The sequence below is a fragment of the Mesorhizobium shonense genome, from assembly GCF_040545255.1.
GTDB classification, from domain to species: domain Bacteria; phylum Pseudomonadota; class Alphaproteobacteria; order Rhizobiales; family Rhizobiaceae; genus Mesorhizobium; species Mesorhizobium shonense.
On record NZ_JBEPLM010000011.1, the window covers coordinates 13,182 to 38,689 of the forward strand.

At 63.3% G+C, this 25,508-nt stretch carries 25 protein-coding genes; 11 read left to right on the plus strand and 14 right to left on the minus strand.

Going from position 1 to position 25,508, the window contains the following annotated elements:
- Positions 1-73: 73 nt before the first annotated feature.
- The gene (locus tag ABID26_RS24790; protein WP_126099865.1) at positions 74-955 is read right to left on the minus strand and encodes a DMT family transporter; all 882 of its coding nucleotides are present in this window, start codon (positions 953-955) and stop codon (positions 74-76) included.
- A gap of 192 nt (positions 956-1,147) precedes the next feature.
- Here ABID26_RS24790 and ABID26_RS24795 point away from each other — a divergent pair, with 192 nt between their 5' ends.
- The gene (locus ABID26_RS24795) at positions 1,148-1,654 is read left to right on the plus strand and encodes a hypothetical protein (protein ID WP_126099866.1); all 507 of its coding nucleotides are present in this window, start codon (positions 1,148-1,150) and stop codon (positions 1,652-1,654) included.
- 28 nt (positions 1,655-1,682) lie between these two features.
- Here ABID26_RS24795 and ABID26_RS24800 read toward each other — a convergent pair whose 3' ends face one another.
- A complete protein-coding gene (locus tag ABID26_RS24800) occupies positions 1,683-3,011 on the minus strand; it encodes a DNA polymerase IV (protein WP_292303713.1) in 1,329 nt (442 codons plus the stop codon).
- Positions 3,012-3,076: 65 nt separating this feature from the next.
- Here ABID26_RS24800 and ABID26_RS24805 point away from each other — a divergent pair, with 65 nt between their 5' ends.
- Positions 3,077-3,652: a GNAT family N-acetyltransferase gene (locus ABID26_RS24805; protein WP_126099867.1), complete on the plus strand. Its 576-nt coding sequence runs from the start codon at positions 3,077-3,079 to the stop codon at positions 3,650-3,652.
- Between the two features lie 102 nt (positions 3,653-3,754).
- Positions 3,755-5,335 carry a hypothetical protein gene (locus tag ABID26_RS24810; protein WP_354416892.1) on the plus strand — a complete coding sequence of 527 codons (1,581 nt, stop codon included), beginning with the start codon at positions 3,755-3,757 and terminating at the stop codon, positions 5,333-5,335.
- A 7-nt stretch (positions 5,336-5,342) separates the two neighbouring features.
- Here the strand turns inward: ABID26_RS24810 and ABID26_RS24815 are convergent, their stop codons facing one another.
- A complete protein-coding gene (locus ABID26_RS24815) occupies positions 5,343-5,996 on the minus strand; it encodes a hypothetical protein (protein ID WP_354416894.1) in 654 nt (217 codons plus the stop codon).
- Positions 5,993-6,292, minus strand: coding sequence for a DUF3572 domain-containing protein (locus ABID26_RS24820; protein WP_292344490.1), 300 nt, complete (start codon positions 6,290-6,292; stop codon positions 5,993-5,995). Before ABID26_RS24820 ends, ABID26_RS24815 begins: the two co-directional genes overlap by 4 nt.
- A gap of 238 nt (positions 6,293-6,530) precedes the next feature.
- On the opposite strand from ABID26_RS24820, the gene ABID26_RS24825 reads away from it, so the two are divergent.
- The 4 genes from ABID26_RS24825 to ABID26_RS24840 all read left to right on the plus strand — a co-directional run bounded on the left by ABID26_RS24825 (position 6,531) and on the right by ABID26_RS24840 (position 10,264).
- A complete protein-coding gene (locus ABID26_RS24825; RefSeq protein ID WP_027166515.1) occupies positions 6,531-6,902 on the plus strand; it encodes a response regulator in 372 nt (123 codons plus the stop codon).
- A gap of 21 nt (positions 6,903-6,923) precedes the next feature.
- The gene (locus ABID26_RS24830) at positions 6,924-8,297 is read left to right on the plus strand and encodes a PleD family two-component system response regulator (RefSeq protein ID WP_126099870.1); all 1,374 of its coding nucleotides are present in this window, start codon (positions 6,924-6,926) and stop codon (positions 8,295-8,297) included.
- A gap of 951 nt (positions 8,298-9,248) precedes the next feature.
- Complete coding sequence (locus ABID26_RS24835) at positions 9,249-9,890, plus strand: hypothetical protein (RefSeq protein WP_210211880.1); 642 nt, start codon at positions 9,249-9,251, stop codon at positions 9,888-9,890.
- Entirely contained in the window at positions 9,887-10,264 is a 378-nt protein-coding gene (locus tag ABID26_RS24840) for a hypothetical protein (protein ID WP_126099871.1), read from the plus strand. Before ABID26_RS24835 ends, ABID26_RS24840 begins: the two co-directional genes overlap by 4 nt.
- Positions 10,265-10,370: 106 nt before the next feature.
- Here ABID26_RS24840 and rpmG read toward each other — a convergent pair whose 3' ends face one another.
- The 9 genes from rpmG to ABID26_RS24885 all read right to left on the minus strand — a co-directional run bounded on the left by rpmG (position 10,371) and on the right by ABID26_RS24885 (position 19,966).
- The gene (gene rpmG / locus ABID26_RS24845; protein ID WP_006201775.1) at positions 10,371-10,538 is read right to left on the minus strand and encodes a 50S ribosomal protein L33; all 168 of its coding nucleotides are present in this window, start codon (positions 10,536-10,538) and stop codon (positions 10,371-10,373) included.
- Positions 10,539-10,695: 157 nt separating this feature from the next.
- Positions 10,696-11,058 (minus strand): YybH family protein, encoded by a 363-nt coding sequence (locus ABID26_RS24850; RefSeq protein WP_126099872.1) that lies wholly within the window; start codon positions 11,056-11,058, stop codon positions 10,696-10,698.
- 36 nt (positions 11,059-11,094) lie between these two features.
- A complete protein-coding gene (locus ABID26_RS24855) occupies positions 11,095-11,556 on the minus strand; it encodes a YqfO family protein (RefSeq protein ID WP_126099873.1) in 462 nt (153 codons plus the stop codon).
- 214 nt (positions 11,557-11,770) lie between these two features.
- Entirely contained in the window at positions 11,771-12,946 is a 1,176-nt protein-coding gene (locus tag ABID26_RS24860; protein ID WP_126099874.1) for an MFS transporter, read from the minus strand.
- Between the two features lie 20 nt (positions 12,947-12,966).
- Positions 12,967-13,707, minus strand: coding sequence for an NUDIX hydrolase (locus ABID26_RS24865; RefSeq protein ID WP_354416911.1), 741 nt, complete (start codon positions 13,705-13,707; stop codon positions 12,967-12,969).
- Between the two features lie 240 nt (positions 13,708-13,947).
- Positions 13,948-14,394 (minus strand): DUF983 domain-containing protein, encoded by a 447-nt coding sequence (locus ABID26_RS24870; RefSeq protein ID WP_292298923.1) that lies wholly within the window; start codon positions 14,392-14,394, stop codon positions 13,948-13,950.
- Positions 14,394-16,700, minus strand: coding sequence for a ribonuclease R (gene rnr, locus ABID26_RS24875; RefSeq protein ID WP_354416913.1), 2,307 nt, complete (start codon positions 16,698-16,700; stop codon positions 14,394-14,396). Before rnr ends, ABID26_RS24870 begins: the two co-directional genes overlap by 1 nt.
- Before the next feature lie 6 nt (positions 16,701-16,706).
- Positions 16,707-19,271, minus strand: a complete 2,565-nt coding sequence (gene topA / locus ABID26_RS24880) for a type I DNA topoisomerase (protein ID WP_354416914.1) — start codon at positions 19,269-19,271, stop codon at positions 16,707-16,709.
- Between the two features lie 317 nt (positions 19,272-19,588).
- Positions 19,589-19,966 carry a COG4315 family predicted lipoprotein gene (locus ABID26_RS24885; protein WP_292298929.1) on the minus strand — a complete coding sequence of 126 codons (378 nt, stop codon included), beginning with the start codon at positions 19,964-19,966 and terminating at the stop codon, positions 19,589-19,591.
- Between the two features lie 164 nt (positions 19,967-20,130).
- Here ABID26_RS24885 and ABID26_RS24890 point away from each other — a divergent pair, with 164 nt between their 5' ends.
- The 4 genes from ABID26_RS24890 (at position 20,131) to glmS (ending at position 24,954) form a co-directional block, all read left to right on the plus strand.
- The gene (locus ABID26_RS24890) at positions 20,131-20,877 is read left to right on the plus strand and encodes a cytochrome c biogenesis CcdA family protein (protein ID WP_292298931.1); all 747 of its coding nucleotides are present in this window, start codon (positions 20,131-20,133) and stop codon (positions 20,875-20,877) included.
- A gap of 81 nt (positions 20,878-20,958) precedes the next feature.
- A complete protein-coding gene (locus tag ABID26_RS24895) occupies positions 20,959-21,396 on the plus strand; it encodes a nuclear transport factor 2 family protein (protein ID WP_292298933.1) in 438 nt (145 codons plus the stop codon).
- A 139-nt stretch (positions 21,397-21,535) separates the two neighbouring features.
- Complete coding sequence (gene glmU, locus ABID26_RS24900) at positions 21,536-22,903, plus strand: bifunctional UDP-N-acetylglucosamine diphosphorylase/glucosamine-1-phosphate N-acetyltransferase GlmU (RefSeq protein ID WP_292338479.1); 1,368 nt, start codon at positions 21,536-21,538, stop codon at positions 22,901-22,903.
- A gap of 227 nt (positions 22,904-23,130) precedes the next feature.
- A complete protein-coding gene (glmS, locus tag ABID26_RS24905; RefSeq protein ID WP_292344491.1) occupies positions 23,131-24,954 on the plus strand; it encodes a glutamine--fructose-6-phosphate transaminase (isomerizing) in 1,824 nt (607 codons plus the stop codon).
- 121 nt (positions 24,955-25,075) lie between these two features.
- Here the strand turns inward: glmS and ABID26_RS24910 are convergent, their stop codons facing one another.
- The gene (locus ABID26_RS24910; RefSeq protein ID WP_126099882.1) at positions 25,076-25,363 is read right to left on the minus strand and encodes a GIY-YIG nuclease family protein; all 288 of its coding nucleotides are present in this window, start codon (positions 25,361-25,363) and stop codon (positions 25,076-25,078) included.
- Positions 25,364-25,508 lie beyond the last annotated feature (145 nt).

The following is a 25,508-nucleotide window of genomic DNA, read 5'->3' on the forward strand; positions in this document are numbered from 1 at the left end:
GGTCCGGAATCCCCGAAAGCGACGCCGCCCCACAGACCGAGAAGGACGACGAAACCTATCCGCGCACGTCTGCCTAGGAGGTGGCGACTTCGGCGGGCTGCGGCGCTTTCCGCTGCAGGTTGAGCAGGTTGCCGGTCAGGATCAGCAAGGCACCGCCGGCGGTGAAGATATCGATCTGCTCGTTGTAAAGCAGCCAGCCGATCAGCGCCGATAGCGGCACGCGCAGGAAGTCCATCGGCGAAATGACGGTCGCATCGGCGTGGCTGAGCGCGCGCGCCATGCAGTAATGCGAAGACATGCCGGTAAAGGCGACCAGGAATATCGACGGCCAGAGTTCGAACGCCGGGTTGCGCCAGACGTAGAGCGCCGGGACGAGGCCGACCGCGGACTGGATGATCAGCATCCAGAAGATGATGCGCACGACGCTGTCGGTTCGCGTCAGCGACTTGACCATGACCACCGAGACTCCGAAGCACATCGCGGCCCCCAACACGACGAGATGACCGGGATCGACGGAGCCCGCGCCAGGGCGCACGATGATCACCACCCCGATCAACCCCAGCATGATCGCCGTCAGCCTCGGCCGCGACAGCCTTTCGCCGAGAAAGCTCACCGCCAGGATCGCGGTCCAGATCGGGGTCGTGAACTCGATCGAGATCAGCACCGCCAGCGGAATCAACGTCAGCGCATAGAGCCAGGCGGCCTGGCCGGCATAGTGGACGAGGTTGCGGGCGACGTGGGCGAGCGGGCGCTCTGTGCGCATCGCCTTGAAGCCGCCCCCCGCCATCACCAGCGGCAGCAGGATGAAAAAGCCGATCACCGAGCGCAGCTCCAGCACCTGGAAGACATTGAGCGCGGCCGTCGCGGTGCGGCCGGCGACCGACATCGCCAGGAAGGAGGCGATCGACAACGCCATCCAGAGCGCGGCCTTGGTGATCGAGGGAGCGGGTGTCATGCGCGCTATTTCGCAAGCCGGACGTGCGACCGCAACCGCTAGTCGCCGCATTCGTGTGGGCCAGCCCGGCGGCGTTAAAAACCGGCGTTAAAAAACAGTCATGTTGAAGGCGGAACCTGCGGCCGTCGCAGGCGTTCCGAGTCGTTGTGTTCGCAAGCTTTGGCACGTCCGATGCCGAGGGGGAGATTTCCAATGAAATCGATGATGCTGTTTGTGCTCGCCGGCTGCCTGACGGCGACAGTGGCTGACGCCCGCGCCGACGATGCCGATTTCCTGCGCTCGTTCCAGGGCAGCTTCGCCGGCAACGGCACCCTCAAGGTGAGCGCCAGTGCGCCGACGGTGAATATTGCCTGCACCTTCAAATCCGGCGCCACCTCGACCTCGCTGTCGCTCGACGGCAAATGCCGTGGATTGATCCTGATGACGCGGGCGATCAGCGCCGACCTCAAGGCCAGCGGCGCCGGCTACACCGGCGTCTATATCGGTTCGCGCACGGGACCGGCGCGGTTGAACGGGCGCCGTTCGGGAAACGCGCTCAATCTCGGCATTCGCTGGGCAAAGGAGGTCAACGGCGATCGCAAGGCGCAATTGACTGTAGAAAAGACCGGCGGCGACAGCATGCGGCTGACGGTGACCGACACCGATCCAAAAACCGGCAAGACCATGGTGACGAGCCGGATCGACTTGCAGCGCAGCTGATCATCCCTGCATGAATGCCGGGCCAGTCTCAATCCTCGAGCGGCTCGGGCGGATTGGCGGCACGGCCTTTGCCAAAAGTGTAACCGGTCTCGACGGCCTTCCTGCCGAACTTGTCGCGCAGCTCGTCGATGGCGGTTTCGGCCAGCGCGCGTTTGCGGGACTGGACGTCGACCAGGTCTGGCGGATCGGCCTTGCCGTCGTCGGAGAGATCGCTGACGCCGATGCCGAGCAGGCGGAACTTCGTGCCGTCGGCCTCGCGGCGCAACAGGTCGAGCCCGGTCTGGAAGATGCGGTCGGCCAGCCGTGTCGGATCGCCAAGCTGGCGGTTGCGGGTGCGGAGCTTGAAATCCTGCGTCTTCAGCTTCAGCACCACGGTGCGCCCGGCAATGCCGGATTTCTTCAGCCGCGCCGAAACTTTTTCCGACAGGCCGCGCAACACCGGCACCAGTTCGGCCAAGGAGGCGATATCGGTGTCGAAGGTGGTTTCGGCCGAGACACTCTTGGCGTCGCCGTCGGGGTCGACGCGGCGGTCGTCCTCGCCGCGCGAAAGCCGGTAGAGCCGGTCGCCCATCACGCCGTAGCGCCGCATCAGCTCGCCGCGCTCCATGCGCTGCAGCTGGGAGATGGTGCGAATGCCGTCGCGCTCCAGCGTTGCGGCCAGCGCCTTGCCGACACCCCAGATCAGCGTCACCGGCTGTCCGGCGAGGAAGCTCGGCGCCTCCGCTTCGCCAATGACCGAGAAGCCGCGCGGCTTGCGGAAGTCCGACGCGATCTTGGCCAGAAATTTGCAATAGGAAAGGCCGGCCGAAACCGTGATGCCGAGTTCTTTTTCCACCGTCTGCGCGAAGCGCGCCAGCACAAGCGCAGGCGGCATGCCGTGCAGCCGCTCGGTGCCGGCGAGGTCGAGAAATGCCTCGTCGATCGAAAGCGGCTCGACCAGCGGCGTCAGCTTCTGCATCAGCGCGCGCACCTCGCGGCCGACCTGGACATATTTTTCCATGTTGGGCGGAATGACCACGGCCTCGGGGCAGGCCTCGAGCGCCTTGAACATGGGCATCGCCGAGCGCACACCCTGGATGCGGGCGATGTAGCAGGCGGTGGAGACGACGCCGCGCCGGCCGCCGCCGACGATCACCGGCTTGTCCTTCAGCACCGGATTGTCGCGCTTTTCGATCGCCGCGTAGAAGGCATCGCAGTCGATATGGGCGATGTGCAGCCGGTAGAGTTCGGGATGGCGGACAAGACGCGGACTGCCGCAGCGCTCGCAGCGGCGTGTCTCGCTGCGCTGCATAGCCAGGCAGTCGCGGCAGAAACCGTGTTCGGGATTGTTGACAGGAGCCGCCATTGCTGCGAACATAAAGAGAACAAACGCAATGGTACGACAGCGCAAGGCCGGCAACAAGGCTGGCCTGGGGAGAACGCATGAGCACGACCATAGCGCCGCTTACGCCAGAGCGTTGGACCGATTTCGAGGATCTCTTCGGCAAGCAAGGCGCCTGTTACGGTTGCTGGTGCACGCATTTTCGGCTGACGCCGGCGGAGCGCCGCGCCAGCGACCGCGAGCGCAACAAGGACCACATCAAGGCGCGTATCGAAGCCGGTCCGCCGCCGGGGCTTTTGGCTTTCGAGGACGGCAAGGCGGTCGGCTGGATGCAGATCGGGCCGCGCGCCGACGTGCCCGAATGGAACAATCAGGGCAGGGGCTCGGCGCCGGTCGATCCGGCGGACGCCGGCGACGCGAGCGTCTGGGCGATCTCCTGCTTCTTCATCCGCGTCAGGGCGCGGGGCAGGGGCATCACCCATCGCCTCGTCGACGGCGGCATCGCCTTTGCCCGCGACAACGGCGCCAGGCTGCTGGAAGCCTGCCCGATCGATCTTTCGCGCGACTCGCGCTCGATCGGGCTGTTCGTCGGCTCGTCGCGGGTGTTCGAGAAGGCAGGGTTCGAGAGGCTTCTGGAGCGCAAGCCCGGCCGGCCGCTGATGCGGCTGGTGCTTTAGCGGCACGGGCTTTTGGCGTACAGTCGCCGTCTTGCGGCTGTAACGCTTGTTTCCTACCAGAAGCACGAAACGATTTTCGCCTTCCGAGAACGGAGAACCGACGTGAAGCGTATTTTGCCAGTTGTTGCAGCTCTTGCGTTCAGCGTGCCTGCTGTGGCCCAGACGGTCGACAGCCAGGGCGCGAAGCTGCTCTCCGACAATCTGGCGCGCTATTTCGGCAAGCAAGTGTTCGATATGGGCGTGCTCAGGGTTTCGGCCGAAGGCGGTGCCTACAAAATTGTGCTCGACATCAAGGCGCTGGTCGATGCCCTGCCGGACCAAAAGCCGCTGAAATTCGACTTGGCGCCCTATGCCTTGATTGTGAAGCCGCGCAGTGACGGATCATGGGACGTCGCCTCGGATTTTTCGCAAAGCATGTCCTTCGAATTCAACGGGCCGGAAGGTCCGCAAAGCATGCAATTCACGATCAAGGACGGCAAGGGCGCCGGCGTCTACGATCCGGGGCTTGCCGCCTTTACCAGCGGCACAAGCTCGATGGCCGGCATGACGATGACGTCACGGGAAGCCAAGCAGCAAGCCGACGTCACCGCCGGCGCCGGCACCGCGACCATTGCGGCCACCAAATCGGCAAATGGCGGCGTCGACTTCACGGCGACGCAGAAAGTCTCGAGCTTCGTCGAAACGATCAAGATCGACGATCCCGACAACGGAATGAATTTTCCGATCACGCTGAGGACGCCGGAACTGTCGGTGGATGCGCACGGCAAGGGTGTGCGGACGAAGCCGTTGCTCGACCTGCTTGCCTTTGCCGTGGCCAACGAGGACGAAGCCAAGCTCAAGGCCAACCAGGCAGAGCTCAAGACGCTTCTGCAGGCCGCGCTGCCCGTCTGGGAAAGGATCGACGGCAACTACGGCTTCAAGGATTTCGAGGTGGAGAGCCCCGTCGGCAAATTCGGGGCCAAGCAGTTCAGCACCGCGTTCGGCATGGACGGCGTCTCCCAGAACGGCAAAGTCGACTACGCGATCAAGGCCTCCGGTCTGACGATCCCGCAGCAGACGCTGCCCGGCTGGAGCGTCGTGCTGCTGCCGACGGATGTCGACCTCAACTTCGGCGGCGCCAACATCGATCTCGACACCATGGCGAAGAAAGCGATCGAAGCCTTTGATCTCAATAAGAATCCGCCGCTGTCGGATCAATTCGGCGACGCTCTGGTCGCCGATTTCCTGGCCAAGACGCCCAAATTCGTGCTCGGACACAGCACGGTGAAGAACGGCGACATCGAGGTCGCTATGGAAGGCGAGATGACGTTTCCGGGCAAAAAGCCGGATGCGACCATGACCGTCGATGTCGCGGGCTACGACAAGATCGTGCAGGCGCTGCAGGAGGGCGCCAAGAGCGATGAGCAAATGGCGCAGGCCTTCCCGTTTGCTTTGGCCGTCAAAGGTTTTGGCAAAACGCTGCCGGACGGCCGGCTGGAGTGGGTGATCAACACCAAGGCCGATGGATCCGTCACGGTCAACGGCGCCATGTTGAAAGGCGCTGATGCTGTCCAGGACGACAGCGCGGGTCAGGACGACAATTCGAACGGCGATGACGGCGCGAACGGAACGGACAATTCAACCGGAGGCGACGATTCGGACGGCGGCGACAATGGCGGAGCAGGGGCAAAACTGCAGCCCTGAACGCTCGCTAAAGCCCCAGCGCGCTCGCGATCTTCGGGGCCGCCTCGCGCCAGTTCTCGACCGAGACGATGTCGTCTGGCGTCGGCGGCAGGAAGGCGCGCAGCGAATTGTCCGCCATCAGGTGGAAGAGGTTCGCATCGGCGACCGCGTTGCGCGCCGACATCAGATTGGACGGCTGGTCATCGACGAAGGCGACAGGCCTGCCTTTGGCGCCGCGCAGCTTGGCGATGGCCGGCCCTTTCGCCATTTCCGTGGTCAGCAACGGGTAGTTCAGGCCAAGCGCGTCGAGATGCGCCCGGCGCACGGCGCGATGCTTGTGCAGCATGGCGGTCAGGAGCACGATCTCGGCACGCTGGCCGAGCGTCGCCAGCGCCTCCGCGGCGCCGTCGGTGATGCTTTGCCAATCGGCCTGGACATCGAAGAAATCGCCGAGAAGGGCCGTGACCTCGGCCTGCTCGATCAGCCGGCCGGATGCCGTCTCGGCGATGTTGCCGGTCAGGCGGAAGGAGGCGAGCGTCAGCCGGAAGCCGCGCGTTTTCAGGAAATGCGGAAAGGGTCGGACGAATTCGAGCACGACATCGTCGACGTCGAGCACCAACAGCGGCCGGTCGTCGGCGGCCAACTCCTCGATCTGGCGCGTGGTTTCGGGATCGTCGCTCATGTCGAGCGATCGTGATCGTCATTGCCGAGCGGCAGCGCCCGCAAGGCCTTGCCGATAGCGGCCGGCGGCGTGCCGGTCTCCTCGGCGAAGCGCAAAAGCGTCGGCTCGTGGGCGAGGATGAACTGCAGCACGCCGGCAAGGAAGCCAGGCTCTTCAGCCGCCCTTCTGATCGAATGCGCCTCGATGCCGGTGATTGCCAGGAAGCGGGGCAGAAGCTCCGGATCGGCGGCGACGAAGCCTAACGCCCTGACGGCAAGGGTTTCCGCCTCCTCGCGCATTGACGCTGCGTTTGCCATCATTACCTTTTATCGGTGTGGATGTGAGTCTTTGCTCCGCAGTAATGGCAAGCGTCGCTTGCGGCAAGTCTCAGCCGCTTCAGCTCCTGCACCCGCAGATGGAATCCCGGCGCTTTTCCAACGTCCGGTTTCCGTTTCGTCAATGATATTGGCGTAGAGTGAAAAAGGGTTGGGTGCGATCCGGAAGGGACGCATAACGGCGGTCTTCGGCTTCGAAGGCGGTCGGGACGGGAAATTGATGGCTAAGAAGGTCATGATCGTCGAGGACAATGAGCTCAATATGAAGCTCTTTCGGGACCTCATCGAAGCCAGCGGTTACGAGACGGTCCGCACGCGAAATGGCCTGGAAGCGCTGGACCTAGCGCGCCAGCACCGGCCGGACCTGATCCTGATGGATATCCAGCTGCCCGAGGTGTCGGGCCTGGAAGTGACCAAATGGCTGAAGGAAGACGACGAATTGCATTCGATCCCGGTGATCGCGGTCACCGCCTTCGCGATGAAGGGCGACGAGGAGCGCATCCGCCAGGGCGGATGCGAGGCCTATATTTCCAAGCCGATCTCGGTGCCGCGCTTCATCGAGACGATCAAATCCTACCTGGGCGATGCCTGATGCCGAGCCGGAGCCTTTGAGATGACCGCGCGGATCCTCGTCGTCGATGACATCCCCGCCAATGTGCGGCTGCTGGAGGTTCGGCTGCTGGCCGAATATTTCGAGGTGCTGACGGCCGGCAACGGCCCGGACGCCATCGAGACCTGCGAGAACGGCAAGGTCGATGTGGTGCTGCTCGACGTGATGATGCCCGGCATGGACGGGTTCGAGGTCTGCAAGCGGCTGAAGAGCGATCCGGCGACCTCGCATATCCCGGTCGTCATGATTACCGCGCTTGACCAGGTATCGGACCGGGTGCGCGGCCTCGAGGCCGGCGCCGACGATTTCCTCACCAAGCCGGTCAACGACCTGCAGCTGATGACGCGGGTGAAGAGCCTGGTCCGGCTGAAGTCGCTGACCGACGAGCTGCGCCTGCGCGCCTCGACCACGCGCAACATCGGCATCGAGGAATTGCTCAGCCGCAACTTCGCGACGGAAGACACCAAGCCCAAGGTGCTTCTGGTCGACGAGCGCAAGTCGTCGATCGAGCGCATCCGGAAGATGCTGCGCGGCAGCGCCGAGCTCGATGTCGCGACCGATCCGAATGCCGGCTTCTTCCAGGCCGCCGAAACAGCCTATGAGTGCGTGCTGATCTCGACGGCTTTCGCCGACTTCGATGCGCTGAGACTCTGTTCGCAACTGCGCTCGCTCGATCGCACCCGCTTCCTGCCGATCATCCTTTTGGCCGACGAGGGCGAGGAGGGCCGGATCATCCGCGGCCTCGAACTCGGCATCAACGACTATCTGACACGGCCGATCGACCAGCACGAGCTGACGGCGCGCCTGCGCACGCAGGTGCGGCGCAAGCGCTACAACGACCAGCTGCGCGCCAGCGTTACCCAGACGATCGAGATGGCGGTGACCGACGGACTGACCGGTCTGCACAACCGCCGCTACCTCGACAGCCACCTGCAGACACTGTTCGACCGCGCTGTGGCGCGGCGGCGACCGCTGTCGGTAATGATCACCGATCTCGACCGCTTCAAATCCATCAACGACGCCCACGGCCATGATGGCGGCGACGACGTGCTGCGCGAATTCGCCAGGCGGCTGCGCAAGAACGTGCGCGGCATCGATCTCGCCTGCCGGTTCGGCGGCGAGGAGTTCGTCGTGGTCATGCCGGACACCGATGGGCTGATTGCCGAGAAGGTGGCCGAACGCATCCGTGCCGAGATCGCACAGCTGCCATTTGCAATCGGAACCGAAGGGAAGACGATTGAAGTGACAGTCAGCGTGGGCGTGTCATCGGTGCTGAAAGGAGCCGATACGGTCGCGGCGCTGATGAAGCGTGCCGACCTTGCGCTCTACGAGGCCAAGAGCGGCGGCCGCAACCGGGTTGTCGCCAAGGCCGCCTAAAGCGCGTCGCTATCCTTCAGATCGCTGGATGCACTTTAGGTTTGATTTTACGCACACCTTTGTCCCGAAACCGGTTCCCACTTTCGGGAGACATGCTTTTGAAGCGCGTTGCGCTGAAACGGATTCAGGCGACGCGTCTTAGGCCTTTTGATTTATGCATGCCGTTTTCTCAAAGCCGCCACATACTTTTGAGCGATATGCATTGTAGAGGCAGCTAATATCCGGTCATCCGGCAAGGTTAGGAATTTACCTTAACCCAAGCGATTCGCGAGCCGTGGTTAAGAAATGGTTGATTTTCATACGTTCTTGCGCAAATCTGCTTCGCATAGACCGAAGACGAAGCCGGCACGAGGGTAGACTGCCCGGCTCGATCCGAAAAATACCCCATGATGCTCAGGTCCGCCGCATCTCCTGGGTCCGTGGGGTCGGCCGGCCGGCGCTGGCACATAGTGGCCTCCTCGTACCGCTGCCAACCGCCGACCGGCCCCCTTTTTTCCAAAAGATGACGTCAGGCTCCAGCCAAAGTCCGGTATCCGGGCCTTCGGAGACTTGAAGCCAAACGCGCCGTTGTCGACGGGCGTTGTGAAGAATTGCCCGATCGGATCGATCGCAAGGCCGCGCGGGATCGTGCCCTGGTCGCTGCCGAGCAGCAATTCCGCTGGTAGGAGCCGGGCAGCCTCACGCCCTCTTAGAGCTTGAGCGCGACATCGACCGAGCCCTTCGACCCGCACCACCCGACCGGCCCCGAACCAGGCATCCCGCTGATATCGGACCACTCACAGTGTGGCGTTGAGCCAGTCGCCGTCGAGATGCGGGTGACACGGGAAATCTAGGCTTCCGCAAGCCGGCTAATTTTTTGATCCACGTCAATAAAGGCTGTGTCCGTCTCTCTATAATGATCAACTAAATTAGAAAGCAAAAACGGAGGGGGTAAAGGGAAGGAGACAATCGATGGAAATCACCACTCGCGATCTGATGACGGTGCTGCATGGAATGGGTTTCGGCGCCCTTTTCATGCTCGCATTTTCCGGCGCCATTGCCGGTCTCTATAGAATGTCAGCACCAGGGGCGCCGCCAATGAGCACAAGGGAACAGTCGCTGCTCAACTTTTGGCTTGTTGCGATGGTGGTTCTCTCCTGGCTCACTGTGTTCTCCGGCGCCTACAGCGTCTATCCATGGTATCGCGCCGTTCCACCGGCCGGGGTGACCGATCTTTCGAGCTATCCGCGGAGCCTTCTCCTGTCGAGCCCGAGAACATCTGAGTGGCATTCTCTCGGCATGGAATGGAAAGAGCATGTCGCTTGGCTGGCGCCAATAGCAATGACCATGGTGGCCTATGTCACCATGAAGTACGGACGAGCGATCGTTCAACACCGGAGCATGCGCATCTCGGTGCTGGCCTTTGCGGTCGCGGCCTTCTTCGCGACGGGCGCAGCCGGTGCGCTGGGTGCGTTCCTCAACAAATACGCTCCCGTCCGCGGTGGCCAATCGATCGTATTGATACAAGGAGAGCAGCCGGAGGGAGCGCAAGCACCAGCCCAAACACCTGGAGTGCAGCCATCGGCCGCGCAGCCTGAAGGAGAACAGCCATGACCATTTCGCAGAAGCCGGTCGTCGGCCAAAGTCAACCCGTGGAAACGATCCCTGAAAGCATACCCAATGGTCCCGGGGCGGCAGCCATTCTGGCTGCAGGCATCGGTTGCGCCGCCATCGGCATCCTGGCTCTCGCCGGCGACGCATCGAAGGCCATCAACAGCTTGCTGACCTTCTACAAGCCGTCAGGAGCACTTTCCGGGGTAACGACCGTCGCCATCATCGTCTGGCTGGTGGCGTGGTTCATCTTCGCCCGGCGTTGGGGATACAAGACAGTGGCAATGGGCAGGGTCAATGTCGCCGCGTTTGCGCTGCTCCTTGTCGGGATTCTCCTCACCTTCCCACCGATCATGGATTTCCTGCAAGGGAAGTAGGGAGCCAAGCCAGCGGTACCTGCTTAGGTTGCCGCGAATCACAAATGCCGCCAAACAAAAACGCCGCCCGAGTGGGCGGCGTTTCGGCATTTCAGGATGAACCAGATTACTTGATCTTGGTTTCCTTGAATTCGACGTGCTTCTTGGCGACCGGGTCGTACTTGCGGAACGACAGCTTGTCCGTCTTGGTGCGGCTGTTCTTGCTGGTCACGTAGAAGAAACCGGTGTCGGCGGTCGACAGAAGCTTGATCTTGATGTTTGCGGCTTTGGCCATGATGTTCGTCCGTTAATGTTCGTGGAGTTTTGGCCGCTGGAGCACGGGGAAAACACCCGGACGCGGGAAACTTGGCGCGACACATAAAGAACGCGCCCGGAAAGTCAAGCCCGAGGGCTCTCGGGCGGTGTCTTGGCTTCGAGTGCCGAGCCTTAGCTCATGGGAGAATCGACGGCTGATCGATCACCCACAGCCATGTTCCGTCACCTTGCCGGCGGGCAATTTCCACAGTCACGGTACCATCGTGAAGGCGCGTGGAAGTGAACGCCAGATCTCCGTTGACGATAGCCGGGCGCTGATCACCAAGCTCAAACCTCTGCCCGGCTGCCACCAACTCAGCGTAGAACGCGCGGATAGCATCCCTGCCGCGGGCCAGCTGTCCGCCGCCGATATCGAGGACGGCATCGGGCTCGTAGAGGGCCGCCATTCCTTCGGCGTCTCCCGCCTGCTCGCGAGAAACCAACAACCGCGCCAGGTCCTGAGGATCGCGCGCCGGCACGCGGTCTGCCTCGTCATTCATAGGCAACTTCCTCCGGCGGCGAACTCGGCTCCGATGTCACTCGGCGGCTATCGTTTCCGGGCGCGGCGCGGTCTTCCAGTCGCCTGTCGTGTTCCACCAACGGTTCGGATTGGCGCGGTCGTCGAGGCCCTTGGAACGGCTGGTCAGCAGCGGCTGGATGCGGATGACCGGCTCCTGATAGGAGTGAGCCTGGAATATGGCCTCGACGACGCGCGCGGCAAGCCCCTGGTCGTCGGGCAGTTCGAACGACACCTCGACCGTGCCCGGCCGCCGGCGCAATTCGATCTCGGCGCCCGCGGCAGCGCCTTCCAGCGGCCGGTAGCGCTCTATGCCTTGCGCCGACTGGTAGGCGTTGCCGTCATATTCGCCCATGCGCAGCGGCGCGATCGCCACCACGGCCTCCATGATGCGCTCGACATCGGCAGCCGGCGCCTGGAAGGTGACGAGCAGAAGCAGTTCCATCCTGAGGGATTTGGTTTCAAAGCCGCTGTCGATCATCCGATCTCTCCTCGCTATACCTGCATTGGAGCGAGGGTATAGCAGGGGTGCTGCTGACACGGTGATGTCAGCATAGCCCGATGACCGGCGATATTTCTCGCTAGAGCCGGATGATTTCAGGTCGAGTCGACCTGAAATCTGAATCCGGCTCTAAATCAAAGAGATAGAGCATGATGTCGTCCGAAAACCGCTTCACACTTTTCGGCATCATGCTCTAGAGAATCTTTCGCACCAACCGGACCAAGACCAGGAGCATATAAGCGGCAAAAAACAACGCGAGCGACCAGCCGAAGCCCGAGGGGCCGAAGGCGTCCATGCCGATGCCGATCGCCTGTGGGCCGATCACCATGCCGACGCCATAGCAGAGCACGAAGGCGGCGTTGGCGGAGGCGAGCTCATGGCCGGAAAGCTGCGAGCCGAGATGGGCAAGCCCAATCGTGTACATGGCGGCGACCACGCCGCCCCAGACAAACAGAAGAGCCGCCATCAGGTGCCAATTCTGGGCGAAGAAAGGCATGAAGACGGTGCCGATGAGCCCGACCGTGGCGCAGGCCAGGAGCAGATAGCGGCGGTCGGAGATGCGGTCGCTGATCATGCCGATCGGGATCTGCAGGAGCACGTTGCCGAGGCCGATCATGGTGAGCAGCAGCGCGGCGTCGGCCTCGGAATAGCCGATCCGGTTGCCGTAGACGGGGAATAGCGAGAAGCCGCCGGTCTCGACGGCGCCGAACACCAGCACGGCGAAGGTCGCGGTCGGCACCAGCCAGACGTAGCGCAGGAAATGGCTGGTTTCGCCGTCGGCGACGATCGCCGGGCTCTCGTTGCGGGCAGCGAGCACCGGAATGGCCGCGAGCGTCACCAGCGCTATGGTGACGCCGAACGGCAGGAAGCCGCTCGAGCCGAGATGGGCAAATAGCCAGGGGCCGGCGGCGAAACCCAGCGACAGCACCGTGGCGTAGATGCCGAGCACTAGGCCGCGACGATGCGGCGGCGCCGAGGTGCTGATCCAGAATTCCGACAGGATGAACAGCACCGTCAGCGAGATGTGCAGCGCGACGCGCAGCGGGAACCACATCCAGAAGGCGGGCGCGAAATGGAAACCGACGAAGGCAAGCGCGCCGGCGGCAATCATCAAAAGCATTGTCCAGGCGACGCCGAGCCGCATGGCGAGCGGCGTGGCAAGCGGCGCGCCGGCGATCGAGGCGAGGCCGGCGACCGCCGTGTTGAGGCCGATCATCGAGGCCGAGTGGCCGCGCGTTTCGAGGATGACGCTGAGCAGCGGCATGCCGAGGCCGATAGCGATGCCGACCACGCTGATCGAGGAGATCGCCGCGATCATCGGCAGCCAGTGTACGCGTTCGTCGCCCTTTTGCTGGGTATCGACCGTCATGGGATATGGATGCTCTGTTTCTAAAGGACTTCGCGGACGAAGCGGTTTCGGACGAGCCAGAAGAACGGCACTGCGCCGCCCGGACGCAGCAAGGGATCGTGGGCGAGCCGCTTTTCCAGTTCTTCCAGGATCATGCGGGTGATGTCGGGAATGTCGGCCTTGCGGGCTTCCGCGAGCGGCAGCCAGACGAGCTCTTCCAGCTCGTTGGTCGGGCCGCCCTCCGGCAATTCCACGGCGACGTCCTCGCGCCAGGCGCTGAAGAAGCGGGTGTCGAAGCGGCGCACGCGGTTGGGCGGAGTGATGGCGCGGGCGATGAAGCGCAAGGCGCCCAGCGACGGTATCACGCCGTGTTCGACGAAACCCTGCCAGTCACGCTTGGCGGTCGCGAACGGGCCCTTGCGGCCGATCAGCAGGCCGGCTTCCTCGTAGGTCTCACGGATTGCCGACAAGGCGATGGCGCGCGCCCGCGCGGTGCTCGCGCGGCGGGGGCCGCTGGCAAGCCTGGTTTCTTCCTCGCGGTGCAGCGGGGCAGCCACCGGAATGCGGCTGTCTGCGGGGTCGGTTCGGCCGCCGGGGAAGACGAATTTTCCGGGCATGAAGGCGTGGCCGGCATGGCGCCGGCCCATCAGCACCAGAACGTCGCTGCCGCTCCGGTCCAGCAGGATCAAGGTTGCGGCATCGCGCGGACGAAGCGGCCGACCGCCGTGCACGGCCAAGCCTTTATCGAGTTTATCGACATCCGCCTTGGTCATTCCTTCCATGGGCTCGACCTAGCGGAAACTTCTGGAATGCGAAAGTGGCTTGCGGGTTCGTATCTTTGCACCAGCCTCGGACGAAACGTCGCTGCTGGAGCAATTCCAGGAAAGGTGCGTAGCGGTTTTCCGTCCGGAATTGTGACAGGCAAGATCGCAATTCCAGGAAAGGTGCGCAGCGGTTTTCCGTCCGAAATTGCGTAAAAACAGATGTTTGGAGCGGACGGCGTTGGCTGAGCCGCTCCAGGCCTAGGAATGCGGTTCAAGCTCGTCCTTCTCGCCGCTGAAGCCGTGCATATAGAGCGCCCATTGCAGACCGATGACGGCGCCCTTGACCGGCTGCAGCAGCGCGACGGCCAGGCCAAAGGTCAGCGGCACCCAGATCAGCGCGTGCTGCCACAGCGTCAGCGTCGAGGTCGCCTCCACGGTCATGAAGGCGCCAACCACGATATGGCCGACGATGACGATCACCAGATAGGCGGGGAGGTCGTCGGCGCGATGGTGATGGAGCTCCTCGCCGCAGACGCTGCATGTGTCGACGGACTTGGTGAAGGCGCGGAACAGCTTGCCTTTACCGCAATGCGGGCAGCGGCCGAGCATGCCGCGCTTGATCGCCGTCCACAGCGGACGCGCGGCGCGGCCGGAGTGATGCTCGCCGCCGAAAACCTGTTGTTCCATACCAAATTCCTTTGGCATCACCTTCTCCTGCCGCGAGGCCCGAAACGCGACTGCGATGCGCGGGCGCGGCCCTTGGCCTTGTGGAACGACCGTCGCGAGCCTGGCAGCGGCTTCGGGTCGCTCAGCATCTCGAAACGCATCGCGCCGGCCATCGGCGCGACCTCGAGCAGCCGAACCTCGACGCGGTCTGCAAGCTGGTAACCCTTGCCGGTGCGTTCCCCGAACAGCGATCGAGCGGTTTCGTCGTAGATATAGTAGTCGCCGTTCAAACTTGACACCGGGATGAAACCATCCGCGCCGTATTGCGGCAATTGGACAAAGAGTCCCGCCTTGGTGACGCCGGAGATACGCGCGTCGAAGGTGTCGTTGATGCGCTCGGCCAGGTAAGCCGCGATCAGCCGGTCGACGGTATCGCGTTCGGCGGCCATGGCGCGGCGTTCGGTGGCCGAGATGAGTGCTGCGACTTCCTCCAGCCGGTCGGCCTCCTGCTGGGTCAGGCCGCCGGGACCGAGGCCGAGCGCGGCGATCAGTCCGCGATGCACGATGAGATCCGCATAGCGGCGGATAGGCGAGGTGAAATGCGCGTAGCGCCTGAGATTAAGCCCGAAATGGCCGATATTCTTCGGCGAATATTCGGCTTGGCTCTGCGAGCGCAGTACCACCTCGTTGACCAGCGCCTCGTTGTCGGCGCCGCGCACGCGCTCCAGAATGCCGTTGAACTGCCCTGGCCGCATCTGCGCGCCGCGCGCCAGCGACAGGCCAAGCGTTTGTAGGAACTCGCGCAACGATTCCTGCTTGGCCAGAGAAGGCGCGTCGTGAATGCGAAAGACGAGAGGCTCCTTCTTGCCTTCGAGTGTCTCGGCGGCCGCGACGTTGGCCTGGATCATGAATTCCTCGATGAGCTTGTGGGCGTCGAGGCGCTCCGGCACGACAACGCGGTCGACGGTGCCGTCGGGCTTGAGCAGGATCTTGCGTTCCGGCAGGTCGAGCTCCAGCGGCTGGCGGGCATTGCGGCCGCGCTTCAGCACTGCATAGGCGTCCCACAGCGGCTTCAGAACGCTATCGAGGATCGGCCCGGTCTTGTCGTCCGGCACGCCGTCGATCGCCGCTTGCGCCTGCGGGTAGGCGAGCTTGGCCGCCGATTTCATCATGACGCGATGGAAGGAGTGCCTAAGCTTGCGGCCTTCCGCGGAAAAGGTCATGCGCACGGCAATGGCCGGACGGTCCTCGCCTTCCCGCAGCGAGCAAAGATCGTTGGAGATGCGCTCGGGCAGCATCGGCACGACACGGTCCGGGAAATAGACCGAATTGCCGCGTTTCAGCGCCTCGCGGTCGAGCGGCGTGCCGTAGCGGATATAGGCGGCGACATCGGCGATCGCCACGGTGGCTATGATGCCGCCCGGGTTTTTTTCGTCCGTGTCGGGCGTGGAGAAGACGGCGTCGTCATGGTCCTTGGCGTCGGCCGGGTCGATGGTGACTAGCGGCAAATCGCGCCAGTCCTCGCGGCCGGCAAGCGCCGCGGGCTTCGCCGCCTCGGCTTCGGCGATCACGTCGGCCGGAAAGATATGCGGGATGTCGTGGGCGTGGATGGCGATCATCGAGACCGCCTTCTCGCTGGTCAGCGAGCCAAGCACCGCCAACACCTTGGCGCGGGGCAGGCCATAGCGCGAGGCACGCGCTGGCTCGACCTCGACCAGATCGCCGTTTTTGGCGCCGTTCTGGAATTCTTTGTCGACGATCAGTTCGGGCTGGCGCCGCTCTACCGGCTCGATGCGGAAAGAACCGTCCTTCAGCACGCGGAAGACGCCGAGCACTGCTTCGCTGCGCTTCTCGAAGATTTTCATGACCCGCCCGGTGTAAGCAGGGCCGGATGGGTCGTCGGTCGGGAAGGTCTTGGCGAGCACGCGGTCGCCGATGCCGGGGACAGGGCCACTGGCGCCGCGCGACATGCGGATGGCGATGACGGGCGGCGAGCCTGCGCCGGTATATTCGCTCGGATTGGCGAGCAGCACGCCATCGGCGTCGCGACCGACAATGTCGAGCACGGCGACGTGGGGCAAGGCGCCCGCACGGGTGAGGCGCTTACGTTCCTTGGTCAGCAGGCCTTCGTCCTGAAGGTCGCGCAGCAGGTCCTTCAGCCAGATGCGGTCCTCGCCGCGCAGCGCGAAGGCCTTGGCGATCTCGCGCTTTCCGGAGCGATCGGGATTTTCGGCGATGTAGCGCAGGATTTCGTCACGCGAGGGCCGGTAGTCGTCCTTGACCTTGGCCCGGGTGTCGGCGCTGCGCGGATCGCCGTGGCTTCTTCCGGAGATCCTACGCGCCACGTCCTGCTATCCTTTCTTCGCCGCCCGGCGGAACGGCTTCTTGCCGCCTCCGCCCTTGGCTTCCTTCTCGGCGATCAAGGCGAGCGCCTCTTCCATCGTCACCGACTGCGGGTCCTTGCCCTTGGGCAGCGTCGCATTGACCTTGCCGTAGTTGACATAGGGGCCGTACTTGCCGTCGCGCACGACGATCTTGCCGCCGCCGTCGGGATGGTCGCCAAGCTCCTTCAGCGCCGCGGGCGTGGCGCCGTTGCGGCCCTTGCCCTTTTGCTGCTTCTCGGCGATCACCGAGACGGCGCGGTTCAAGCCGATCGAGAACACGTCCTCGATGCTTTCGAGATTCGCATAGGTGCCGTCGTGCAGCACGAAGGGCCCGTAGCGTCCGAGGCCGGCCGAAATCATCTTACCGGTCTCCGGATGCTTGCCGACGTCGCGCGGCAACGACAACAGCGCGATCGCCTTCTCATGGTCGATCGATTCTGCCGTCCAGCCCTTGGGCAGGCTGGAACGCTTGGCGTCCTTGCCTTCGCCGCGCTGGATATAGGGGCCGAAGCGGCCGCTGCGCAGCGTGATCTCCTCGGCCGTGTACGGATCCTTGCCGAGCAGCCTGACGCCGTCCTCGCCATTGCCGTTCTCGCCATTGGGATTGGCGGCGTCGCCAAGCTGGCGGGTGTAGGAGCATTCCGGATAGTTCGAGCAGCCGACGAAGGCGCCGAACTTGCCGAGCTTCAGCGACAGGTTGCCGGTGCCGCATTTCGGGCAGATGCGCGGGTTCGAGCCATCTTCCCGCGCCGGGAACACCAGCGGCGCCAGCTCGTCGTTCAGCGCATCGAGCACGTCGGCGACGCGGAGTTCCTTGATGTCGTCGACGGCGCCGGAAAAATCCTTCCAGAAGTCGCGCAGCACGTCTTTCCAGGCGAGCTTGCCGTCGGAAATCTCGTCGAGCTTTTCCTCGAGCGAAGCGGTGAAATCATATTCGACATAGCGCTCGAAGAAGCTTTCGAGGAAGGCAGAAAGCAGCCGTCCCTTCGCCTGCGGCACCAGCTTGCGCCGGTCGATGGCGACGTAGTCGCGGTCCTCCAGCGTCTTCAGGATTGCCGTGTAGGTCGAGGGCCGGCCGATGCCGAGCTCTTCCAGCTTCTTGATCAGCGACGCCTCGGAGTAGCGCGGCGGCGGCTCGGTCGTGTGCTGAGTGGCATTGATCTCCTCCCGGGCAAGCTGCTCATCGGCTCGGATCTCGGGCAGGCGGCGGCTTTCCTCGTCCTCGGCGTCCTCGTCCTTCTGGTCTGTGTAGGCGGCGATGAAGCCGTCGAAGCGCACGACCGAGCCCACCGCGCGCAGCTCGGCGGTGCGGGCGCCGTTGGCGGCCTCGATCTCGACCGTAGTGCGCTCGATCTCGGCCGGCTGCATTTGGCTGGCGATAGCGCGCTTCCAGATCAGCTCGTAAAGCCGCGCCTGGTCGGCATCGAGATATTGCCGGACCGATGCCGGCGTGCGCTTGAAATCGGTCGGGCGAATCGCCTCGTGCGCTTCCTGGGCATTCTTGGCCTTCGTTGTGTAGAAACGTGGCTTTTCAGGCAGGTACTTTGCGCCGAATTCGCTGACGATGGCATCGCGCGCGGCCTCGATCGCCTCAGGCGCCATCTGCACGCCGTCGGTTCGCATATAGGTGATGAGACCGGCGGTCTCGCCGCCGACATCCATGCCTTCATAGAGCTTCTGGGCGACCTGCATGGTGCCGTTGGCCGAGAAGCCGAGCCGCGAGGAGGCGGCCTGCTGCAGCGTCGAGGTGGTGAAAGGCGGACCCGGATTGCGCTTGGTGGGCTTGGCTTCGACCGACAAGGCCTTGAAGGTCGCGCCTTCCAGCATCGCCTTGATGTCGTCGGCCTGCGCCTTATTGGCGATGTCGAGTTTTTGCAGCTTCTTGCCGGCATAGGCGGTCAGCCTCGCCTCGAAGCTGTCGTTGCGCGGCGTGTTGAGAATGGCGGCGATCTGCCAGTATTCCTCGCGGATGAAGCGCTCGATCTCGGATTCGCGGTCGCTGACGAGGCGCAGCGCCACCGACTGGACGCGGCCGGCGGAGCGAGCGCCCGGCAGCTTGCGCCACAGCACCGGCGAGAGCGTGAAGCCGACCAGATAATCGAGCGCGCGGCGGGCGAGATAGGCATCGACCAGCGGCGCATCGATCTGGCGCGGATTGGCCATGGCTTCCAACACGGAAGCCTTGGTGATGGCGTTGAAGACGACGCGGCTGACCGGCTTGTCCTTCAGCGCGCGCTTCTGCCTGAGCACTTCCAGCACATGCCAGGAAATCGCCTCGCCTTCGCGATCCGGGTCGGTGGCGAGGATCAGCCCGTCGGCGTCCTTGACCGCCTTGGCGATGTCGGCGAGGCGCTTGCCGGAGGCGGTGTCGACCGACCAGGACATGGCAAAGTCCTCGTCGGGGCGCACCGAGCCGTCCTTGGCCGGAAGATCGCGGACATGGCCGAACGAGGCCAGGACCTTATAGTTCTTGCCCAGATATTTGTTGATTGTCTTTGCCTTGGCCGGCGATTCGACGACGACGACGTCCATGAGGTCTCTTATCAGCTGTGAGGCGGCGGAAGAACTCCGCGGCGCACGACGAAATCCCACTCTTTTCGTCGCTCACATGGCCGTGCTTTTGCAATCGGTCAAGGGGAAGGGCCCAATTTGCGGACCCGGCGCAAGCGATACACTCTAAGAGTGTATGGCGAAGATCACATTTTTCGGGACGTGGCGGTTCGTGTCCCGGAGCACAGGAAGAGGGTCGGCTCACCGGCGCGAGTCGACAATATCGAGGCAGGTGCCGTCAGCGACGCAGCGGGACAGGCTGCCGGTGAAAAGATGTCCGGCAGCCTGTCCGGGAGAATTCAGTCGGCCGCGACGACGTGCCAGGCGCCGGCGACGCCTTCGCCGGTCATATCGCCGGCCTTCTTGTCCTTGACGAAGGTGTAGACCGGCTTGCCGTCATAGGCCCACATCTTGGTGCCGTCGGTGCGATCGACGATCGTCCATTCATCATCCGCCTTGGCGCCGGCCTCGGCCTTCAACGGCGGCCAGTTGGCGGCGCATTTGTCGTAGCAGTTGGACTTGCCCTTCTCGTCCTTGTCATAGGTGTAAAGCGTCATGCCCATGCCATCGGTATAGATTTTCTTGCCGCCGACTTCGGCCTCCTTCCACGCCTCGGCGGCATGGGATGCGGCCGTGCCGAGCAAGAGAGCCGCGAATCCAAGCGCAATCGATTTCATGATTAACCTCCCTGAGAACAAGCGCGGCAATCGCGCGCCCGTTCAGTCAACGCACAGCGAAGGCCGTTTCTTCCTCGGCCGGGCGACCACGTGCCACACAATGGTGATTGGCACGAGGGCTCCGGCATCGCTATATCGGCGCCAGCACAATCGGGCTTCATGAAATGGCATTGGACATCGGCTATGTCAGCGCGGTCGGGGCAGGGGCGATCTCGTTCCTGTCGCCTTGCGTGCTGCCGCTGGTACCGCCCTATCTCTGCTACATGGCGGGCGTGTCCGTCGATGATTTCCGCGGCAATCAAGGCATGACGGCAAGTGACGGCACGCGTGGCGCGCTGCTTTATGCCTCTTTGGCCTTCGTGCTCGGCTTCTCGACCGTCTTCGTCGCGCTCGGCGCAGGCGCCTCGACCATCGGCAGGCTGCTGCGCGTCTGGCAGGAACCGCTGGCGATGGTAGCGGGCGCGCTGATCATCGTCATGGGCCTGAACTTTCTCGGCATATTGCGCATTCCGCTTTTGTCGCGAGAGGCGCGCTTCCAGTCGCAGGGCAAGCCCGCCAGCATGATCGCCGCCTATGTCATGGGACTGGCCTTCGCTTTCGGCTGGACGCCCTGCATCGGCCCGGTGCTGGGGCCGATCCTGACTTTAGCCGGCGGGCGCGAGACGGTGGGCGAGGGCGCGTTGCTGCTCGCCGCCTATTCGCTCGGCCTCGGCATCCCCTTCCTAGTCGCGGCGCTGTTTTCCGGCGCCTTCATGCGCTTCCTCGGCAAATTCCGCGTCCATCTCGGCCGCGTCGAGAAGGCGATCGGCGCGCTGCTGGTGGTCGCTGGCGTGTTCTTCCTGACCGGCGGAGTGCAGAGCGCGTCTTACTGGCTGCTGGAGAATTTTCCGGTACTGGGACGGCTGGGGTAGTTCCGCCAGCGCAGGAACGATGACCGAGCGGTCGCGTTGGTCAGCGGAATTCGTGTGTTTGCGACTTTCGTGGGGAGCGAAATGATATCCAAGACAGACGCCGAGACGTTCTTCAAGACGTATGAGAAGGTCTACCGCGATGCGATCGCCGGCAACGTCAATCTAAACGACGTTGCCGGAAACTACTCGACCGGCTTTGTCTCGGTGACGCCCGCAGGGGTCATGGTCGGCGAGAACGGCCAACAGTTGAAAGACATTATGAAGAAGGGTTTTGAGGCCTATCGCGCGATGGGCAGCAAGAAGATGACCTGCAAGGAGGTATCGGTAACGCCGATCGACCAGGACCATTGCGTGGCCAAGGTGCAATGGTCGGGCGAGTATGAGCGCAAGGACAAAAGTCCCGTGACCATCGATTTCGAGGTCGATTATCTCCTAGAACGGCGCGACGGCAGCCTGAAGGTATTTGGCTGGATCGCCGGCGACGAGCAGGCGGAATTCAAGAAGCACGGCTTGGCGTAGGGACGGTTGCCCTCAGAGACTCGCTGATTAAGAGTCAGCTGCTCTTCCATCTCACCGGAATTTAACCGCATTGGTGCAGCATGCCGCCAGATGCTAAGCGTTTTCCATTCCTGATCCAATTTCATACGGTTGCCGATCCATGAGCCAGAGATCCTGCCTGTCCGTCATCCTCGCCGCCGGCGAAGGCACGCGCATGAAAAGTGCCATGCCCAAGGTGCTGCATGCCATCGCCGGCCTGCCGATGGTGGCGCATGTGGTGAAGGCGGCCGAGGCTGCCGGGGCGACGGGTTTGGCGCTGGTGATCGGTCATGGCGCCGACGAGATGAGAAAGGCGGCACAGAAATTCGCGCCGAAGGCCGAGACCTTCGTGCAGGACAAGCGGCTCGGCACCGCACATGCCGTTCTTGCCGCCCGTGAAGCTATATCAAAGGGTTATGACGACATTCTCGTCATGTTCGGCGACACGCCTCTGATCGACGCAGCGGCATTGGCCGCCGCGCGGCAGAAACTGGCGGAGGGCACGGCCGTTGCGGTGATCGGCTTCCGCCCGCCCAATCCGACCGGCTATGGCCGACTGATCGAAAAAGGCGGCCGGCTGGTCGCCATCCGTGAGGAGAAGGACTGCTCCGAGGCGGAGAAGAAGATCGGCTTCTGCAATGCCGGGATGATGGCGGTGGCCGGCAAGCATGCGCTTCGATTGCTCGACAAGGTCGGCAACAGCAATGCCAAGGGCGAGTTCTACCTCACCGACATCGTCGAGATCGCGGGGGCGGAAGGCCTCGATGTCGTCGCCACGGAGGCCAGTTTCGAGAGCGCGCTCGGCATCAACAACCGGGCCGAACTCGCCGAGGCGGAAGGCATCTGGCAGGCGCGCCGGCGGCGCGAGGCGATGCTTTCCGGCGCGACGCTGATCGCGCCCGAAACCGTCTATTTCTCACACGACACCGAAATCGGCGCCGACACGATCGTCGAGCCGAATGTCTGGTTCGGTCCTGGCGTCAAGATCGCCTCGGGCGCCAGGATACACGCCTTCAGTCATGTCGAAGGGGCGACGATCGCTTCGAATTGCGACGTCGGGCCGTTCGCGCGGCTGCGGCCGGGCGCCGATCTCAAGCAGAGGGCGAAAGTGGGCAATTTCTGTGAGGTCAAGCAGGCGACGGTCGAGGAGGGCGCCAAGGTCAATCACCTGACCTATATCGGCGACGCGCGTGTCGGCGCCGGGGCCAATATCGGTGCCGGCACCATCACCTGCAATTATGACGGCTACTCGAAATTCTTCACCGACATCGGCGAGGGCGCGTTCGTCGGCTCGAACTCCTCGCTGGTGGCGCCGCTCACGATCGGCAAGGGCGGCTACATAGCCTCGGGCAGCGTGATCACCGAAAGCGTGCCCGACGATGCACTGGCCTTCGGCCGCGCCCGCCAGAAGACGCTGCCCGGCAAAGGCAAGGAATTGCGGGAGCGCTTCGCCTCGGCCGCCGCGGTGCGGAAGAAGGCGGCAGTGTGACAAGTAAAGGCGGCTTCCGTGCTGACGCGACCGGTGCCGATGAACAATCGGGGACCTGCGCCGCGAAAAACCAAGCAATTGCGGTAACCGGATTGCAAGCGCGCCCTGGCATGGTGCATCGGTGCAAAACCGTTCCGGCTGACACGGAACGAAACGCAAAGTGACTTTCGCGGCAATCCGGCAATCCCTAGATAGCGCTGGGTTTCTGCAGGGAATCGGGGGTAGGCATGTGCGGTATCGTTGGAATTGTCGGCCATTCGCAGGTCGCGCCGCTCATCGTCGATGCGCTGAAGCGGCTGGAATATCGCGGTTATGACTCGGCCGGCGTCGCCACCATCGAGAAGGGCGCGCTCGGCCGCCGCCGCGCCGAAGGCAAACTGATCAATCTGGAACGCCGGCTGAAGGAAGAGCCGCTCGACGGCACGATCGGCATCGGCCACACGCGCTGGGCAACACATGGCGTGCCGAACGAGACCAACGCGCATCCGCATTTTTCCGAGGGCGTTGCCATCGTCCACAACGGCATCATCGAGAATTTTGCCGAGCTGCGCGACGAGCTTGTCCGTGACGGCTATACCTTCTCCTCGCAGACCGACACCGAGGTCGTCGCCCATCTGGTGGCGCGGGAGCTCGCCAAGGGGCTGAAGCCGGTCCAGGCGGCGCATCAGGCGCTGAAGCGGCTCTCCGGCGCCTTTGCGCTGGCCATCATGTTCAAGGGCGACGAGGATCTGATCGTCGGCGCCCGCAACGGTCCGCCTTTGGCCGTCGGCCATGGCGACGGCGAAATGTTCCTCGGCTCCGACGCCATCGCGCTGGCGCCCTTCACCAACGCGGTTACCTATCTGGAAGACGGCGACTGGGCGGAAGTGCGCCGCAACAGCGTCACCATCTACGACATCGACGGCAATAAGGTCGACCGCAAGCGGCAGCAGTCGCTGTCGACCAGCTTCATGGTCGACAAGGGCAACCGCCGCCATTTCATGGAAAAGGAAATCCATGAGCAGCCGGAGGTGATCTCGCACACGCTGGCGCATTACGTGGATTTCGTCTCCGGTGTGTCGAAGCCGCTCGAACTGCCGTTCGACTTCGCCAGGATCGGCCGGCTGGCGCTCTCGGCCTGCGGCACCGCCTATCTCGCAGGGCTGATCAGCAAATACTGGTTCGAGCGCTATGCGCGGCTGCCGGTCGACATCGACGTCGCCTCCGAATTCCGCTACCGCGAGATGCCGCTTTCAGCGAACGATGCGGCCTTCTTCATCTCGCAGTCGGGCGAGACCGCCGACACGCTGGCTTCGCTGCGCTACTGCCGCCAGGCCGGTATGAAGATCGGCGCCGTCGTCAATGTGCGCGAATCGACCATGGCGCGCGAATCCGACGTCGTGCTGCCGACGCTGGCCGGGCCGGAGATCGGCGTCGCCTCGACCAAGGCTTTTACTTGCCAGCTGTCGGTTCTCGCTGCCCTTGCCGTGCGCGCCGGCGTGGCGCGCGGCACGATCTCGCGCGATGAGGAGCGGCAGCTGGTGCGCGAGCTTTCCGAGGCGCCGCGCTTCGCCACCCAGGTGCTGAAGCTCGACGAGCAGATCGAACGCATCTCGCGCGAGCTCTCCCGCTACAAGGACGTGCTCTATCTCGGGCGCGACACCAATTTCCCTTTAGCCATGGAAGGGGCGCTGAAGCTCAAGGAAATCTCCTACATCCATGCCGAGGGCTATGCCGGCGGCGAGCTGAAGCACGGGCCGATCGCGCTGATCGACGAGAACATGCCGGTGATCGTGATCGCGCCGCATGACCGCATCTTCGAAAAGACGGTGTCGAACATGCAGGAAGTGGCGGCGCGCGGCGGCAAGATCATCCTGATCACCGACGCCAAGGGCGCCGCTCAGGCGGGCATCAAGACGATGGAGACGATCATCCTGCCCGATGTGCCGGAGATCATCTCGCCGATCATCTATGCGCTGCCGATCCAGATGCTCGCCTATTTCACCGCCGTGTTCATGGGCACCGACGTCGACCAGCCACGCAATCTGGCGAAGTCGGTGACGGTGGAGTAGGTTCTCGGCGCTGCGGCCCCTTCTTTCGTCATCCACGGGCGGAGCAGGAGCGTAGCTCCTGCGCAGACCCGAGGATCCATTCCGTGACGTTGGAGCGATCAAAGCATCGCAGAATTAGGCGCTACCAGCCGGTGCCGCGAAAAAGCTCGAACCACTCCGGATTGGTCCTTTCGACTAATTCGATTTTCCACTGGCGCGGCCAGCGTTTCAGCGATTTTTCGCGCTGGATGGCATCGCGGATGTCGAAATATTCCTCGTACCAGACCAGACGCTGCACGCCGTAGCGCCCGGTAAAGCGCGAGCCTTCGCCGGACCTGTGCTCCGGCATCCGACGGCCAAGATCGTTCGTGACACCAGTGTAGATGGTGCCGCGCTTCTTGCTTGCTGTCATATAGACATATCCCGTCATGCATGAAGAATAACGGATGGTTGATCAGGTGACTATTCTGAGATGTTGTATCCTTCGGCAGACGTCACGGAATGGATCCTCGGGTCTGCGCAGGAGCTGCGCTCCTGCTTCGCCCGTGGATGACGAAAGGAAGGATGTCTCGGCT

Excerpts from the sequence above, each read along its gene's own strand:
- ABID26_RS24790 (WP_126099865.1), bottom strand. The coding sequence starts at position 955 with ATGACACCCGCTCCCTCGATCACCAAGGCCGCGCTCTGGATGGCGTTG.
- ABID26_RS24795 (WP_126099866.1), top strand. The coding sequence starts at position 1,148 with ATGAAATCGATGATGCTGTTTGTGCTCGCCGGCTGCCTGACGGCGACA.
- ABID26_RS24800 (WP_292303713.1), bottom strand. The coding sequence starts at position 3,011 with ATGTTCGCAGCAATGGCGGCTCCTGTCAACAATCCCGAACACGGTTTC.
- ABID26_RS24805 (WP_126099867.1), top strand. The coding sequence starts at position 3,077 with ATGAGCACGACCATAGCGCCGCTTACGCCAGAGCGTTGGACCGATTTC.
- ABID26_RS24815 (WP_354416894.1), bottom strand. The coding sequence starts at position 5,996 with ATGAGCGACGATCCCGAAACCACGCGCCAGATCGAGGAGTTGGCCGCC.
- ABID26_RS24820 (WP_292344490.1), bottom strand. The coding sequence starts at position 6,292 with ATGGCAAACGCAGCGTCAATGCGCGAGGAGGCGGAAACCCTTGCCGTC.
- ABID26_RS24825 (WP_027166515.1), top strand. The coding sequence starts at position 6,531 with ATGGCTAAGAAGGTCATGATCGTCGAGGACAATGAGCTCAATATGAAG.
- ABID26_RS24830 (WP_126099870.1), top strand. The coding sequence starts at position 6,924 with ATGACCGCGCGGATCCTCGTCGTCGATGACATCCCCGCCAATGTGCGG.
- ABID26_RS24835 (WP_210211880.1), top strand. The coding sequence starts at position 9,249 with ATGGAAATCACCACTCGCGATCTGATGACGGTGCTGCATGGAATGGGT.
- ABID26_RS24840 (WP_126099871.1), top strand. The coding sequence starts at position 9,887 with ATGACCATTTCGCAGAAGCCGGTCGTCGGCCAAAGTCAACCCGTGGAA.
- rpmG (WP_006201775.1), bottom strand. The coding sequence starts at position 10,538 with ATGGCCAAAGCCGCAAACATCAAGATCAAGCTTCTGTCGACCGCCGAC.
- ABID26_RS24850 (WP_126099872.1), bottom strand. The coding sequence starts at position 11,058 with ATGAATGACGAGGCAGACCGCGTGCCGGCGCGCGATCCTCAGGACCTG.
- ABID26_RS24855 (WP_126099873.1), bottom strand. The coding sequence starts at position 11,556 with ATGATCGACAGCGGCTTTGAAACCAAATCCCTCAGGATGGAACTGCTT.
- ABID26_RS24860 (WP_126099874.1), bottom strand. The coding sequence starts at position 12,946 with ATGACGGTCGATACCCAGCAAAAGGGCGACGAACGCGTACACTGGCTG.
- ABID26_RS24865 (WP_354416911.1), bottom strand. The coding sequence starts at position 13,707 with ATGGAAGGAATGACCAAGGCGGATGTCGATAAACTCGATAAAGGCTTG.
- ABID26_RS24870 (WP_292298923.1), bottom strand. The coding sequence starts at position 14,394 with ATGCCAAAGGAATTTGGTATGGAACAACAGGTTTTCGGCGGCGAGCAT.
- topA (WP_354416914.1), bottom strand. The coding sequence starts at position 19,271 with ATGGACGTCGTCGTCGTCGAATCGCCGGCCAAGGCAAAGACAATCAAC.
- ABID26_RS24885 (WP_292298929.1), bottom strand. The coding sequence starts at position 19,966 with ATGAAATCGATTGCGCTTGGATTCGCGGCTCTCTTGCTCGGCACGGCC.
- ABID26_RS24890 (WP_292298931.1), top strand. The coding sequence starts at position 20,131 with ATGGCATTGGACATCGGCTATGTCAGCGCGGTCGGGGCAGGGGCGATC.
- ABID26_RS24895 (WP_292298933.1), top strand. The coding sequence starts at position 20,959 with ATGATATCCAAGACAGACGCCGAGACGTTCTTCAAGACGTATGAGAAG.
- glmU (WP_292338479.1), top strand. The coding sequence starts at position 21,536 with ATGAGCCAGAGATCCTGCCTGTCCGTCATCCTCGCCGCCGGCGAAGGC.
- glmS (WP_292344491.1), top strand. The coding sequence starts at position 23,131 with ATGTGCGGTATCGTTGGAATTGTCGGCCATTCGCAGGTCGCGCCGCTC.
- ABID26_RS24910 (WP_126099882.1), bottom strand. The coding sequence starts at position 25,363 with ATGACGGGATATGTCTATATGACAGCAAGCAAGAAGCGCGGCACCATC.